Annotated in this window: 11 protein-coding genes and 1 pseudogene; 5 read left to right on the top strand and 7 right to left on the bottom strand. The window is 57.3% G+C overall.

What is annotated here, in order from left to right; genetic code table 11:
* The first annotated feature begins 92 nt into the window (after positions 1 to 92).
* Entirely contained in the window at positions 93 to 1,487 is a 1,395-nt protein-coding gene (locus RGM3321_RS02540) for an MFS transporter (RefSeq protein WP_002555459.1), read from the top strand.
* Positions 1,488 to 1,496: 9 nt separating this feature from the next.
* Complete coding sequence (locus tag RGM3321_RS02535; protein ID WP_244391458.1) at positions 1,497 to 2,060, top strand: single-stranded DNA-binding protein; 564 nt, start codon at positions 1,497 to 1,499, stop codon at positions 2,058 to 2,060.
* Between the two features lie 123 nt (positions 2,061 to 2,183).
* On the opposite strand, the gene RGM3321_RS02530 is transcribed toward RGM3321_RS02535, so the two are convergent.
* From RGM3321_RS02530 to RGM3321_RS02500, 7 genes and pseudogenes are all read right to left on the bottom strand, one after another.
* Complete coding sequence (locus RGM3321_RS02530; RefSeq protein WP_244391456.1) at positions 2,184 to 3,296, bottom strand: endo-1,4-beta-xylanase; 1,113 nt, start codon at positions 3,294 to 3,296, stop codon at positions 2,184 to 2,186.
* On the bottom strand, positions 3,296 to 4,039 hold the full coding sequence (locus tag RGM3321_RS02525; protein WP_244391455.1) for an inositol monophosphatase family protein: 744 nt from the start codon (positions 4,037 to 4,039) through the stop codon (positions 3,296 to 3,298). The genes RGM3321_RS02530 and RGM3321_RS02525 overlap by 1 nt, the downstream gene beginning before the upstream one ends.
* Positions 4,036 to 4,797 (bottom strand): glycerophosphoryl diester phosphodiesterase, encoded by a 762-nt coding sequence (locus RGM3321_RS02520; protein WP_003400412.1) that lies wholly within the window; start codon positions 4,795 to 4,797, stop codon positions 4,036 to 4,038. The genes RGM3321_RS02525 and RGM3321_RS02520 overlap by 4 nt, the downstream gene beginning before the upstream one ends.
* 9 nt (positions 4,798 to 4,806) lie before the next feature.
* Positions 4,807 to 5,910 (bottom strand): annotated as a pseudogene (gene ugpC, locus RGM3321_RS02515) (sn-glycerol-3-phosphate ABC transporter ATP-binding protein UgpC); the annotation flags it as partial.
* Positions 5,907 to 6,800 carry an ABC transporter permease subunit gene (locus tag RGM3321_RS02510; RefSeq protein ID WP_244391454.1) on the bottom strand — a complete coding sequence of 298 codons (894 nt, stop codon included), beginning with the start codon at positions 6,798 to 6,800 and terminating at the stop codon, positions 5,907 to 5,909. The gene RGM3321_RS02510 and the pseudogene ugpC, both read right to left, overlap by 4 nt.
* Positions 6,797 to 7,690, bottom strand: coding sequence for a sugar ABC transporter permease (locus RGM3321_RS02505; RefSeq protein WP_244391452.1), 894 nt, complete (start codon positions 7,688 to 7,690; stop codon positions 6,797 to 6,799). The genes RGM3321_RS02510 and RGM3321_RS02505 overlap by 4 nt, the downstream gene beginning before the upstream one ends.
* Positions 7,687 to 9,003, bottom strand: a complete 1,317-nt coding sequence (locus RGM3321_RS02500) for an extracellular solute-binding protein (protein WP_244391450.1) — start codon at positions 9,001 to 9,003, stop codon at positions 7,687 to 7,689. The genes RGM3321_RS02505 and RGM3321_RS02500 overlap by 4 nt, the downstream gene beginning before the upstream one ends.
* Before the next feature lie 165 nt (positions 9,004 to 9,168).
* On the opposite strand from RGM3321_RS02500, the gene RGM3321_RS02495 reads away from it, so the two are divergent.
* The 3 genes from RGM3321_RS02495 to RGM3321_RS02485 all read left to right on the top strand — a co-directional run bounded on the left by RGM3321_RS02495 (position 9,169) and on the right by RGM3321_RS02485 (position 14,102).
* Positions 9,169 to 10,299, top strand: a complete 1,131-nt coding sequence (locus tag RGM3321_RS02495) for an ROK family transcriptional regulator (protein ID WP_244391448.1) — start codon at positions 9,169 to 9,171, stop codon at positions 10,297 to 10,299.
* 292 nt (positions 10,300 to 10,591) lie between these two features.
* Positions 10,592 to 11,413 (top strand): phosphate/phosphite/phosphonate ABC transporter substrate-binding protein, encoded by an 822-nt coding sequence (locus RGM3321_RS02490; protein ID WP_244391446.1) that lies wholly within the window; start codon positions 10,592 to 10,594, stop codon positions 11,411 to 11,413.
* A gap of 31 nt (positions 11,414 to 11,444) precedes the next feature.
* A complete protein-coding gene (locus RGM3321_RS02485; protein ID WP_244391445.1) occupies positions 11,445 to 14,102 on the top strand; it encodes an EAL domain-containing protein in 2,658 nt (885 codons plus the stop codon).
* Positions 14,103 to 14,213: the final 111 nt, after the last annotated feature.

The following is a 14,213-nucleotide window of genomic DNA, read 5'->3' as shown; positions in this document are numbered from 1 at the left end:
AGGCTCCGAGCCATTACGCGGCAAAGCGTCGCGTATGTGCTGTACAACGATGGGACTGGTAGAATCGCCGCCGGTTCACACGAGGTTATTCCATGCACGATACCCACAGCGAGCGTATGAGTAGCGGCGAGACCCGCGCAGCAGGCGGTCTGGCCCTGGTGTTCGCGTTCCGCATGCTTGGCATGTTCATGGTTTTGCCGGTTCTGGCAACCTACGGCATGGACCTGGCGGGCGCGAGCCCTGCACTGATCGGTCTGGCGATTGGCGCTTATGGCCTGACTCAGGCTGTGCTGCAGATTCCGTTCGGGATCATTTCCGACCGTATCGGACGGCGACCGGTTATTTACCTTGGCCTGATCATTTTTGCGATTGGCAGCGTGGTGGCGGCAAATGCCGATTCGATCTGGGGAATCATAGCCGGGCGCATCCTGCAGGGGGCTGGCGCGATTTCCGCCGCGGTCATGGCCTTGCTCTCTGACCTGACCCGCGAACAGCATCGCACCAAGGCCATGGCCATGATCGGCATGACCATTGGTCTGTCGTTCGCCATCGCCATGGTGGTCGGCCCGGTGATCACCGGCATGTTCGGTCTTTCGGGATTGTTCCTGGCCACAGGCGGTATGGCCTTGCTGGGGCTTCTGATCGTCGCGTTTGTGGTGCCCAAGGCCAATGGCCCGTTGATGCACCGCGAATCCGGCGTTGCCAGACAGGCCCTTGGGGCGACCTTGCGTCATCCCGACCTGCTACGCCTGGATTTGGGTATCTTCGTGTTGCACGCCATGCTCATGTCGAGCTTCGTGGCCTTGCCGCTGGCGCTGGTCGAAAAAGCCGGTTTGCCCAAGGAAGAGCACTGGTGGGTCTACCTGACCGCCTTGCTGGTTTCGTTCTTCGCGATGATCCCGTTCATCATCTATGGCGAGAAGAAGCGTCAAATGAAGCGCGTTCTGCTGGGCGCTGTCACAGTTTTAATGCTGGCTGAGCTATTCTTCTGGGCATACGGCGACACGTTGCGGGCACTGGTCATCGGGACAGTGGTATTCTTCACTGCGTTCAACCTGCTGGAAGCGTCGTTGCCGTCGTTGATCAGCAAGGTTTCACCGGCTGGCGGAAAAGGCACGGCAATGGGAGTTTATTCCACCAGCCAGTTTCTTGGATCGGCCGCAGGTGGGATACTGGGCGGCTGGTTGTTCCAGCACGGTGGGCTCGATGTGGTGTTCCTTGGTGGTGCAGCCATGGCCGCCGTCTGGCTCGCCTTCGCAGTGACCATGCGAGAACCGCCTTACGTGACCAGCCTACGTCTGCCGTTGTCGCCGCAGGCGCAGCGTGAAGCAGGCCTGGCAGAGCGTTTGATGTCCGTAGCAGGCGTGACAGATGCAGTGGTGGTTGCTGAAGAGGCGGCCATCTACATAAAACTCGACACAAAATTATTGGATCGCGCCTCTCTCGAAAAGCTGGTCAATCCAGCGTCAGAAGCGTGCGAAGCCTAGGAGAACGTTATGGCCCGTGGGGTTAACAAAGTCATATTGGTCGGTACATGCGGCCAGGATCCCGAAGTTCGCTACTTGCCTAACGGTAACGCCGTGACCAACCTGAGTCTGGCAACCAGCGAACAATGGACTGACAAGCAGAGCGGTCAGAAAGTCGAAAAGACCGAATGGCACCGTGTATCGATGTTCGGCAAGGTCGCCGAAATCGCTGGCGAATACCTGCGCAAGGGTTCGCAGGTCTACATCGAAGGCAAGCTGCAGACCCGCGAGTGGGAAAAAGACGGTATCAAGCGCTACACCACTGAAATCGTCGTCGACATGCAGGGCACCATGCAACTGCTGGGCGGCCGTCCACAAGGCGACTCCCAACAAGGTCAGGGCGGCGGCAACTACAACCAGTCCGCACCGCGTCCACAGCAGTCGCGCCCACAGCAATCGGCGCCGCAGCAGTCCGCACCTCAGCAGAATTACAACCAGCAGCCGCCACAACGCGACGCGCGCCCAGCGCCGCAACAACAGGCGCCGCAGCCTGCTGCTGATTTCGACAGCTTTGATGATGATATTCCGTTCTAGGGTATAGCTGGAACCTGCCGTTCAGGCCCAGAGCCCCCGTATATCGGGGGCTTCGTCGTTTTCAGGCGTCAGAAAGCGCTGAACCGCTCTGGCGGTACTGCTGCCATGAAGGCTGCTGTGCGCCTAAAACCGCGCATCCTTCTGTGTTTGCGCGTTTTCGAAACAATGTGCGATCACCCAGCTCGCCGGCTTCACCTCACCTCGTGGGCCAAACGCCAATGCCCGTTGTGCCAACGGCCCGTTGCTGGCCGTGGCGCCTGCAACATGCGGGCTGTCCCAAACACCCCACGTAATAACGGTAGATACCGAGCGCGTGGCAAGCACCACGTCGAGATACCGCTTATAAGTCGCTGCAACTGATCCATCGCGTTCTGCGATAGACCCCGTCAAGTGGCTGTCGTCGACGTCCAGTTCCGTGATGTGTATCGACAACCCCATATCACGCACTGCCAGAATAAAGCGAGACAGGCCCGGACCAAATGTGTCGCCTGCACGCAGGTGGGACTGAATGCCCAAGCCGTGTATCGGAATGCCGCGTTGCTTGAGCCCGCGCAGCATGGCGAGCACGGCAGTGCGTCGGCTTTCGCCATAATGGGTATCCTTTTCCAGGCCGTAATCGTTGTAGCAGAGCAGGGCGTCCGGGTCGGCCTTGTGCGCAGCCTTGAAGGCTATGTCCATATAGCGAGGCCCGAGCATCTGATACCAGAATGAATTGCGCAGCCCGTCAGGCTGGCCGTCCTCCAACTGGATGGCTTCGTTGACGACGTCCCATGCGCTGATAAGGCCACGATAATGGCTGGCGACGGTACTGATGTGCGCCGTCAGCACCGCTTCGGCGTTCGTCGGGGTGACGGTGTGGTGAACCCAGTCGGGTAAAGAGCGATGCCAGCAGAAAGTGTGGCCGCGCATACGCTGGTCATGCGCTTTCGCAAACGCCGCGATTGCGTCGGCGGGCGCGAAGTTGTAACGGTCTGGTTCGGGGTGGACGGTCTGCCACTTCAAGGCGTTTTCTGGCACTACGATGCTGGCCTGACGGGCGACCAGTTGCCGATAGGCCGCATCGTCATTAAGCTTTGCCGGATCAACCGCAAAGCCGAACCGAATACCTTTCTCGGCTGCAGGCTGGCGCAATGCGGGAAAGGGTTCTGCCGCCAGCAGCCTGCTGTTGATGAAGGGCATACACGCCAGCAGGCGGACAAACGCAGTCAGAAAACTGCGTCGACTAGCCCGGCGCATTACGCACCAAAAATCCCCATCAACTCCTCACGCCCGACCATCACGGTCATTGATCCTTGCTTCTGCTCGCCTTCAATCGTGCACAGCAATCCAGCTTCTCGACAAATAACCGCGCCCGCTGCGATGTCCCACAGGCTGGTGAATTTCTCCATGTACCCATCCGTTTGCCCCAGCGCGGCGAACGCCAGGCCGATGGTGGCGCAGCGATAACCAGCAAGGCCCCAGCCCTGTCGGCGCAGGCTCAAGTGCAGTTTGCCCATCTCTTCGGCGTCCCAGCGGGTGTTTTCGCCAACGCCGGCGATGCGCAGGTGCTCGGGTGGTTGAGGGCGGATAAAAGGGACGCCGTTGCGCAGCAAGCCATCGCCCGTGCGGGCTGCCAGGGTGTAGCCCAGTGCCGGGTAGGCGACGACGCCGATTTCGGGCTCGCCTGCCGACATGTACGCCACCGCGATTCCCCACAATGGGGTGCCCCGCAGGTAGTTGCCGGTGCCGTCGATGGGATCGATGACCCAGCCGTCGGTGATGAATTCGCCGCCCATTTCTTCGCCGAGGATTGTATCGTCGGGGAAGTGTTTGCTCAGTTCTGCACGCAGCAGTTGTTCCACTTCAAAGTCGGCGCGGGAGACGAGGTCTTGCGCGCTTTTGGTGGTGATGTCGAGGGTGTGGCGGTCGTTAAAATACGCCATGGCCAGGCCAGTGGCCTGTTCTACGGCGTGCATGGCGACGCTGAGTCGGTTGTTCATTGCAGACAGCCTCCGTTCGGCAGGTTCAACAAGTCCGGGTAATCACTGAGAATCGACTGTGCGCCATGTTCCAGCAGGTAGCGCGCACGTTTCGGGCTGTTGATGGTAGCCACGGCGAATTCGACGCCGCTGCTTTTCAGGCGAACAAGGTGATGGTCATCGAGCATATCGTCAAGTACGTGAAGTATTCGGCAGTCATATTCGGCCAACAGCGCGACCGGGTCGGCAGGCGCCACCACCGAGGCAATAGCCAGTGGTACGTCGTTCCATAAGCGTCGGGCGGCCGTTAGCGAGCGCACCGAAAAACTGGAGACGAACAACCGGTCGTTGTCGGCGGGCCACAGGTTTTTGAGGATCGGCATCACCACTTCCGCCGTCTCGACATCGTCGCCAATGGTCGGCTTGAGTTCGACCTGCAGACCCAGGTTGAGGCGCAGCGCACAGGCCACGATCTCTTCAAAGGTCGGGACCTGCAAGCCGGCGAATTCAGGCGCGAACCAGCTGCCCGCGTCCAGTGTGCGGATAGCTTTCAGATCATGCAGCACGACGGCGCCGCGCCCGTTGGTGGTGCGGTCCAGCAAGTCGTCATGAATCACGACAGGCTGGCCATCGCGGGTCAGCTTCACGTCGATCTCGACCCACTCGGCGCCGCATTCGGCAGCTTTTTCCAGGGCCAGCAGAGTGTTTTCCGGCACGTAAGCCTTGGCACCGCGATGGGCAATCAGGGGCGAGCGGACGAGGGGAGCAGGTTTGAGCATGGGGGGGCACTTGGTGGTGTGGGAAAAGGTCACGAGCTGGCGCTGGCCGGTCTCGATATCGAACAGCAAGGGCGTGGAATTGATCGCCAGTCGAACCTGGGTGCCGGGTATCTGGTGTTGCCGTCCGGCGAGGCTGACAACGCAGCGCGTTCCAGCCAGTTGGCAATACAGCAGCGTGTGGCTGCCCAGATTCTCTGAAGACTCCACTGTGGCAGTCACGCCTTGTTGATCGAGCATGAAGGTCTCGGGGCGCAGGCCCATCAGCCATTTGCCGGTCCGGTTGCTGGCAATGCCGAGCTTGATGGGCAGGCGTTGACCATCGGCGAGCATCAAGAGCTTGTCGTCCAGGCAGTGCACCGGCAGTAGGTTCATGGGCGGCGTGCCGATGAAGCTGGCGACGAATGTGCTGGCGGGTTGATCGTAGATCCGGGCAGGCGTGCCGATCTGCTCGACACGGCCTTTGTCGAGAATCACCACGCGCTCGGCGAGGGTCATGGCTTCGGTCTGATCGTGGGTGACATACAGGATCGTCGCGCCGGTCTGCCGGTGCAGGCTGCGAATCAACAGACGCATTTCATGACGTAGCGCGCTGTCCAGGTTGCACAGCGGCTCATCGAACAGCAGCACCGGCGGTTTGCGGATCAACGCCCGACCGATCGCGACGCGCTGACGCTGACCGCCGGAAAGCTCTCCGGGCTTGCGTTGCAGCAACTCCTCCAGCCCCAGCGAACCGGCACACTCGCGAATACGCTGTTCGCGCTCCTTGCGTGAGATGCGTGCCAGCCTCAGCGCGTAACCGATGTTGTCGGCGACGCTCATGTGCGGATAGAGCGCATAGTTCTGAAACACCATGGCGCAGCCGCGTTCCTTGGGCGGTAGACGCGTGACGTCACGGCCACCCATGAGGATCTGCCCTTGGCTGACCTCTTCCAGCCCGGCCACCATGCGCAGCAGCGTGGACTTGCCACACCCGGACGGGCCGAGGATCACGTTAAGCTCGCCCGCCTTGAAAACAAGGTCGAGCCCGTGAAGGATGCGCTCGGTGCCGTAGGTTTTGTGCAGGTCCGTGAGGATAATATCCGGCGCGCAGGTAATAGGGGTGAGCGCGTTCATTTACCGACTCCGATCAGGCCTTTGACAAACCAGCGCTGCATGAGCGCAATGACGAGGATGGGCGGCAGCATGCTGACCACAGCAGCGGCCATCAGCAGGTTCCACTCGGGGACCTGGGTTGCATCGGTCGGCAGAAAGCTGGCCACGCCCAGCACCAGCGTGCGCATGTCCTCGCGATTGGTTGCCACCAGCGGCCACAGGTAGTCTTTCCACGCGCCGATGAATACCAGCGTGCCGAGCGCCGCGAAGTTGGTCTTCGACAGCGGCAGCAGAATGTCGACAAAAAAACGCCAGGGTCCTGCACCGTCCATGCGGGCGGCCTCGACCAGTTCGGCGGGCAGAGTCTGGTAGAACTGCCGGAACAGAAAGGTGCCGGTGGCTGAGGCGATCAGCGGCAAGGCGAGCCCGGTGTAACTGTCGAGCAGGTTGATGGTCGGCACCGGCAGCCACTGGATGCCCAGCCATTGCAACAGGTTGCGTAGCGGCCCGAGCAGGTCGCTGGCCACCGCATACGTGGGGATGATGCGTACTTCCAGCGGCAATAGCAGAGCGCCCAGCACGGCAAAGAAGATCACCGAGGTGTAGCGGCTGCGAAAGTACACCACGGCAAATGCCGTCAGCGCCGAAAGTGTCAGCTTGCCGATCACCACCAGCGTGGCGACCAGCAGGCTATTGCCCAGCAAGCGCAGCAGGTCGAGACGTCGGGTGACTTGTTGCAGATTCTCCAGCAGTTGGTCGCCGGGTATCAGCGCAAGGCCGTGGGCGAACAGTTGTGGGTTGCTGACCGTTGCCGAGCAGACTGCGACGGACAGCGGCCCCAGCGCGAACACCAACCCGAGCGTCAGCAGCAGATAAGCGCCCGTATCGAGCAAGCGGTGACGCTCGATCATGCTTTCACTCCACGGCGCTGGAAGCGGGACAAGAGTTTGAATTGGGCGACGCTCAGCGCCACCACCGCCAGCAGCATGAGCACTGACAGGGTCGATGAGCCTGCCAGATCCAGGCCCATGAAACCGTCGGTGTAAATCTTGTAGGCCAGCACATTGGTGGTATCGCCGGGCCCGCCGTGGGTCAGGGTGTCGACTAGCCCAAAGCTGTTCGACAGGCTTTCCAGCAGGTCGATGACAAACACGAACAGCAGATAGGGCGCAATCAGCGGCAGCTGTATGTCGAGCATGCGTCGCAAGGGGCCTGCTCCGTCCAGTGCGGCGGCGGCGAGGTAGTCATCGGGGACGGACTTCAAGCTGGCGACCAGCATCACGAAGTTGAACGGCACCAGGCACCACGCATACGCCACGATCAGCAACGACATACTCTGCATCGGGCTGGCATAGGGTGCCCAGGTGCCGGGGGCAATCGCGTTGAGCCAGGCGAAAATTCCCATCACCGGATTGGTCAGCACGTGAAAGACAATGCCGATGGTGGCACCCGATACCGCGTAGGGCCAGATCAGCAGATTGCGAAACACTGCGTTGCCGCGCAGTTTCAGTTCAAGGCACAGCGCAAGCACCAGTGCGATGAGGATCGAAAGCACAACGCTCGACAGGCTGAACACCAGCGTCGAGCCTAGCGACGCGAGCACGCCAGGGTCTCTCAACACCCGCCAATAGTTGCTCAGGCCGACAAAAATTTCGTTACCGCCGAAGGGCGGTACCAGATGAAACGACCACCAGATTGCCTGGACTGCAGGCCAATAAAAGAACAACCCGAGTGCCAGCAATTGGGGCAGGGCAAACAGCAGCGCCAGGCGCGGTTGCGGAAAATGCGCACGAGGCTTCATGGCGTTGCCCTGTCTGACTCGTTGCTGGCCTGGGCCTGATGCATCTGCTGAAACAGACTGAGCAATTCGTTGGCGCGCAGCGTTGTCTGACGCAGGGCGTGTTCAACGCTCTGCCGACCTGCGAGCGCGTTTTCCATTTCCTGCGACCAGATAAGACGCATCAGCGTGATAAAACCGCAGCGCAAAGGCGCAGAGGGCTGGCCGTCGATGTCGTGAAGTGCCGCAAGCCCGACCATCACGGCCGACGCCTCTCTGCCTGCGAATTGCAATCTTGCTGCGGCTGTCTGAGTGACTGGCAGGTAGCCGGTCCGGGCACTGAATACCAACTGATTATCCGGTTGCAGTACGAACGCCAGAAACTCCGAGACCAGCCGGTAATCCCGCGCGGCATGCCCACGCATCACCCACAGCGAGGAACCTCCGGGAGCGTTGGGACGGCGTTGGGTGTTGGCGTAGATCGGCAGTGCTGTGACGTCGATATCGGATTTGAGCGTGCTGTGCACGATATTCCAGGCACCGGTGGAGTCCATCAGCATGGCGCAGTCGTCGGTGGCGAACGCCAGCGCCTGTTGGCCGCTGCGGGTCGAATCCTCGTGCACAACCAGACCTTCGGCGGTCCATTGCGCCAGATCGTTCATCAGCCGCAGGTGGGCGCCTTTGTCGAACTGATAGCGTTCGGTGCCAGCGGCGCGAACCGCGACTTCGGTACCTTGCGCTGCACTGGTCTGCTCCAGCCAGATCCACGGCGAAAATTCGCTGACGACAGGGCACGTGTGGCCGTTTTTCTTCAAGGCCCGCAAGGCAGTAGCAAATGCTTCCCAAGTGGCGGGTGGCTCGCTGATACCGGCTGCGGCCAGGGCATTTCGGTGCGTATAGAGCACGGCTGTGGCCGCCGCAAAAGGCTGGGCCGCCAGAGCGCCGTGATCATCGGAGTAATAGCGCCGCAAGGCTGGCAGAAAAGTGTCGTCGGAATAGGCTCTTTGATGATCGGCCATGATGGTCTCGACGGGCAGAGTGGCTCCGCCCAGCAGCATGTCAGGCGTGGCCACATCGTAAATTTCGACCAGCGCCGGGCCTATGCCTGCACGGTACGCGGCGACGGTCTTCTGCAACGTCTGCTCATAACTGCCCTGGCGGATACAGTGCAGGCGATCCCCATCCTCACGCTGCGCATTGAAGCTTCTGCACAAATCTGCAATGGCACTTCCGGCCGCGCCGCCGTGGCTATACCAGAACTCGGCTGGAGTGGCGAAGACCTGAGCAGCGAGCGGCAGCAGTGCCAGCATGGAAAGCGTCTTACTGATGAAAGGCATGAGGACACCCACGAGAACTCAGTGCCATTTAATACAGCTTGTGTGTAGTATTTGTGACCTGCGCGACTTTTATTAAATTTTCATGATGGAAGTGTGCAATGGGTGGCGGGCGATACACTGCTTTATATGCCCACTGTTTTAATCCTCCTCTGATTTGTAGATTCCATGCCCCTCGACCTTGATACGCCACTTTATGCGCACCAACCGCTGAGCCTGAATGAACGCAAATTGCTGGATATCCTTCGCCGTCGAGGTGTGATCACCCGCGCCACGGTTTCGACCGAGATGGACCTGGCTCAGCAGTCGGTGCACCGCCTGATCGAAGAACTGATCAGCCGAGGCCTGCTGCGCAGCGGCGAGCGAGTGAAGAACGGCCGTGGTCAGCCCAGCCCGCGCATTGAGCTGGTCAACGAGGCGGTGTATGTCATCGGCGTATCGATCAATACCGACTCGGCAGTGGTCTGCATCGCCGATCTGGGCTGCAATGTGCTGGAACAGGTCACCTTGCGTACGCCGCCGTTGAGCCGCAACAGCACGCTGGATTCGCTGGATCAGACCATCGAACGCATGCTTCAGCGCAATGGCATCGAGGCGCAACGAGTGATTGGTATGGGCTTCGCCATCGCCGGTTTTTTTCTTGAGAACCGCCAGATCAACGCACCCGAACCGCTGCGCGATTGGTCATTGATTGACTTGCAACCGATACTCGAAGAGCGCTTCGGCATGCCGGTCTGGCTGGAAAACAACGCCACCACTGCGGCCATCGGTGAAAGTCTGGTAGGCGTGGGGGCCTGGGCCAGCAACTTCATCTACCTGTCGTTCAACTTCGGTTTCGGCGCAGGCGTAGTGATCAACGGCAAACCTTATTTCGGCAGCCACGGCAACGCGGGCGAGATCACCCTCTACAACGACGAAGAGTCGATAAACCGTCCGGCCCTGCGTTACCTGCTGGATGAATTGCATCAGAACGGCGTACAGGTGGACTCAATCGAAGACCTGCGCCTGCGCTTCGACCCCGACTGGCCCGGCGTGGACACTTGGCTGGCACGCGTCAAACCAACCCTGGATCGTCTGGTTAACGCACTGGCGGGCCTGTTCGATCCACAGGCGGTGGTGTTTGGCGGGCAATTGCCGCCCGAACTGGGCAGACGCCTGATTGCGGCGACGGCTTTCTGGGGAGTCCACCGCTACAACGCGCCACCGCCTCGGCCTCAGTTGTTGCTTAGTGAGACCAATGGCGATGCGGCGGCTATCGGGGCGGCACTGGTGCCGTTGAAAGAGCGGTTTTTTGTTTGATCTTTCGTCAGCGATAGCTCATTGCGGGGTACTGCACGTTGCGGCCAAGGCAATGGTCATGCAGCAAAAGACACCTCGGCCTGTACAGTTCGAGACTATCGCTCGGACGCAGCAGGCAGGTGTATCGGCTGGCCGATCAATATTTCTTCATGCCGTCGTTGCTTAAGATTCAAGAACCTCGGCCGATAATATTAGATGGCTGGGCTTAAGTTGGCGCCCATCACCGTTGACTAAGAAGTTATTATACATGTGGAGTGGACAAGTGAACTTACGCCTAGGCTGCAAAGCTATAATGATCGCCCTGTCTTTTGCTTTGTCGAATATGGCCGCGTCTGAAGAGCTGAACGTCTACAAGTTTTCGCCTGTCAATCAATACAATCTTAATCTTTCAGCCGGTTTTTGGAATCCAATCATAAATTATGTGTCCGAAAAAAGCGGTGTGAATCTCACGCTGAAATTAGGGCGGACCTCCTCTGATACAACAAGTTATGTGCTCGCGCAAGAAGTTGACTTCGCGTTCACCAACCATCTTTTTAGCCCGGAACGCGACAAGATGGGCTGGAAGGTGTTTGGTCGCCGTGACGCGCCTGCCATCGAGGGGCAAATCGTGGTACCTGCCGACTCGCCAATTCATAGCCTTTCGGAGCTAGAGGGCAAGGAAGTCGTGTATCCGGGACCGGAAGCGTTCATCGCTTATAAAGTCACAAGCTCGGAATTGGTAAAGAAAGGGATCAACACGTCTACTGTGTTTGCCGGAAACATGGATGGCGCGTTCAGCCAACTCTTTAGTGGCAAGGCTCAAGCGATGGGGGCCAACTCACAGCTTGTAAGCGGCTACACTGAGAGAGAAGGAAAGTCGTTCCGCGTACTGTGGAGTTCGGCCTCGTTCAATGACCTGGCCCTCATGGCATCCCCTCGAGTGTCTAAAAAAGAGCGTGATGCGGTAGCCAGCGCATTTTTTAATATGCAACATGATCCTTACGGTAGCAGGATTCTTCGTCAGGCGACCGAGTTAGTCCATGCACCCGTACCCATTACCTTTATTCCTGCGACGGAAGCGGACTATGCGTCCTATCGTGATTTTTATAATGCCTTGCCAGCAAGCCTTAAGTAAGTAATTTCACATTGAGCTGGAGAGGCTGTTAATGAATTTCTTTAAAAGCCTGCTGCCCAAATCACTGACGTCGCGCATCCTGACGATGTTATCTATTTTGATACTGACTTTTCTGACGACTGGCTTGGTTCTGTTTTATAAAAATCAGCTGCTTCAGCACATTGAAGAGATACAAGACACCGCTAACATGCTGATAGAGGTTGCCGCGCAAGCTGTAGAGGAAAGTGTTGTCATCGGTGATTACGACACCATCAAAAGGACCCTCGAAAAAACGCTGGCTCGCTCGCCGTTCAAGTCGGCCGTGTTCATTGACCTGTCGGGTGGCGTCATTCGCCTGCGGGCAGCCAGTGCGCCTGTTGGAAGGGCCCCTGCGTGGATAGAGTCCGAAGTCGCTGCGAGATTATTCGATGTCAATCGCCCGATCACTGTCGGCGGGAAAGATTATGGCGTGATGCGTCTGTCTTTTAATGCCGAGAGAATTGCTACTGAACTCTATAGCCTGGTGGTTCAGGCCACACTGTTTGCAGCATTTTTTTTACTGATCAGTTTGATTTTAATGGGGTTCATGATCAAGCGTTCGCTTGCTCATCTGGGAAAACTTCATTCTTACGAGGCAGAAATTGCTTCAGGCGCAGTGGCAGCTGAAGCTATGTTGGTCGCTGATGCCCCCATGGAAATACAGGAGGCTATAAAAGCGGTAAACCGCACTGCCGCCAGTATGCGCAATCACTTTGGCCTGCGTATCGACTCGCTGATGAATACTCTGGTGCAGCACAAAAATGCCCTGGATGAGGTTTCAATCGTTTGCGAAGTTTCGGCCTCCGGACGTATCACCTACGTTAACGAACGATTCGTGACAAGCTCACAGCATTCGCGAGCTGAGCTTTTAGAGTTGACGATCGATGAAGTCTGGACCGGTATGTCTTCAGCCTCTGAGCCGTGGCGATGGGCTCCTGAAAATGAGGTGTGGAACGGTGAGGTCAGGCTTTCGGGTCGTACCGGTAAGGACGCATGGCATCGACGCACCATAATACCTATTCTCGATGACATGGGTGGCGTTGAAAAATATATTTGCATCGATATCGATATTACTGATCGAAAGGAGTTTGAGGTCGCGATTCTGGATAACGCCAGAAAGCAAAACCTTATCGCCTTGTTTGGTCAGCAGGCATTGACAGAAGAAAACGTCAGTGCGCTAGGTGAGCTGGCAGCACTGACTGCAGCGCAAGGATTAACATTGAGCAAGGCGGCTTTGTTAGTCGTTGATCGAGTGAGTCACGGGGTCATCCTCAACGCGGAGGTTGGCTTGAATCACGTTGAAGTCCGCAGTGGTTACCACAATGATTTTCTGAACGGTACTGCTTCTTCCGCAGGGTGCGTCATTAATTCTGATACACCTGATAACAGGTACACGCTGCTGCCGGGTGAAACAGTGGAGGCTTGCGGTATTAGAGGTGGTCTAGAGATTGAGATATCCTGCAGGGAGGTTTTCAAGGGTGTTCTTGGGGTGTATGCCCGCACTGACTACTCTTTTACACGTGAAGATGTCAGCTACCTTCAAACACTTGCTAACCTGTTGGCCGCCGCGCTTGAACGGTATGACGCCAAGAAAAAGCTAATCTATCTGGCCGAAAATGATTCGCTCACCCATCTGCCTAATCGCTGGTTTCTCAGCAATTATCTGCGCGATATAATCAGTCGGAAAACGTCAGTGCCAGATGCAGTAAGCGTCATATTCATCGATTTGGACAGATTCAAAGCAGTGAATGACACCATGGGGCATTCAGTGGGCGACCAATTGCTTATACAGGCGGGTCGACGCTTGAAAGACTGCATTGATGAAAATAGTGTGGTTGCGCGGCTGGGAGGCGACGAATTTTCTATCGTCGTTACACATCATGTTTATTGCGAAAGCCTTATAAAAACCCTTGCGACCCATGTTGTTGATGCGTTGGGGAAACCATTCAATCTGGACGGCCAGGATGTATTTGTTTCAGCGAGTGTCGGCATCGCTAATTATCCGTTTGATGGGCGTGACACTGGCGTTATCCTGAAGAATGCAGATACCGCCATGTACCATGCGAAAAAAAGTGGTCGTAATAATTACAAGTTTTATAACGCCACGATGAACGAAAGTTTAGTCAGACGCTTGCAAACTGAAACGCTCTTGCGAGGTGCGCTTGATCGTGATGAGTTTATTCTACATTTCCAGCCAAAGGTCAGCCTCACCGATGGCAGAATAAGTGGTTTGGAGGCTTTGTTGCGGTGGAATCACCCGGAGCAGGGTATGGTTTCTCCGGCTGAGTTTATCCCTATTCTTGAGGACACTGGCCTCATAATTCCTGTCGGCGAATGGGTTATCCGCAACGTGTGTGAAACCATAAAAAGCTGGGAAGAGAATAATATCAGGCAGGTACCGATCGCCATCAATCTGTCCGTCAGGCAGCTTCAGGTAAGAGGCCTGGCTGAGACCGTCAAACATATCGTTGAAGGGTACGGTATCAACCCTGCTCTTTTAGAGTTCGAATTGACCGAGTCGATGCTGATGATCGATCCCGAGTCGGCGGTTGAAATGCTTCGGGATATAAAATCGTATGGTATAAGCCTTTCGGTCGATGATTTCGGAACGGGCTATTCGAGTTTGGCTTACTTGAAGCGATTTCCTCTTGACGCCCTAAGGAAGGTCTGAAATAGGCATCGATTTTTGACGCCCTCGTGGCCTCAGGTTCAAAAAAGCTCGCCTGGTCAGATAATCAGACTTTTCCCGCTTTTAACTCATCGATTTCCCTTAAAACAGCGC

It is taken from the genome of Pseudomonas sp. RGM 3321 (assembly GCF_022836805.1).
Taxonomy (GTDB): Bacteria; Pseudomonadota; Gammaproteobacteria; order Pseudomonadales; family Pseudomonadaceae; genus Aquipseudomonas.
This window is presented reverse-complemented; position numbering and strand designations above follow the sequence as displayed.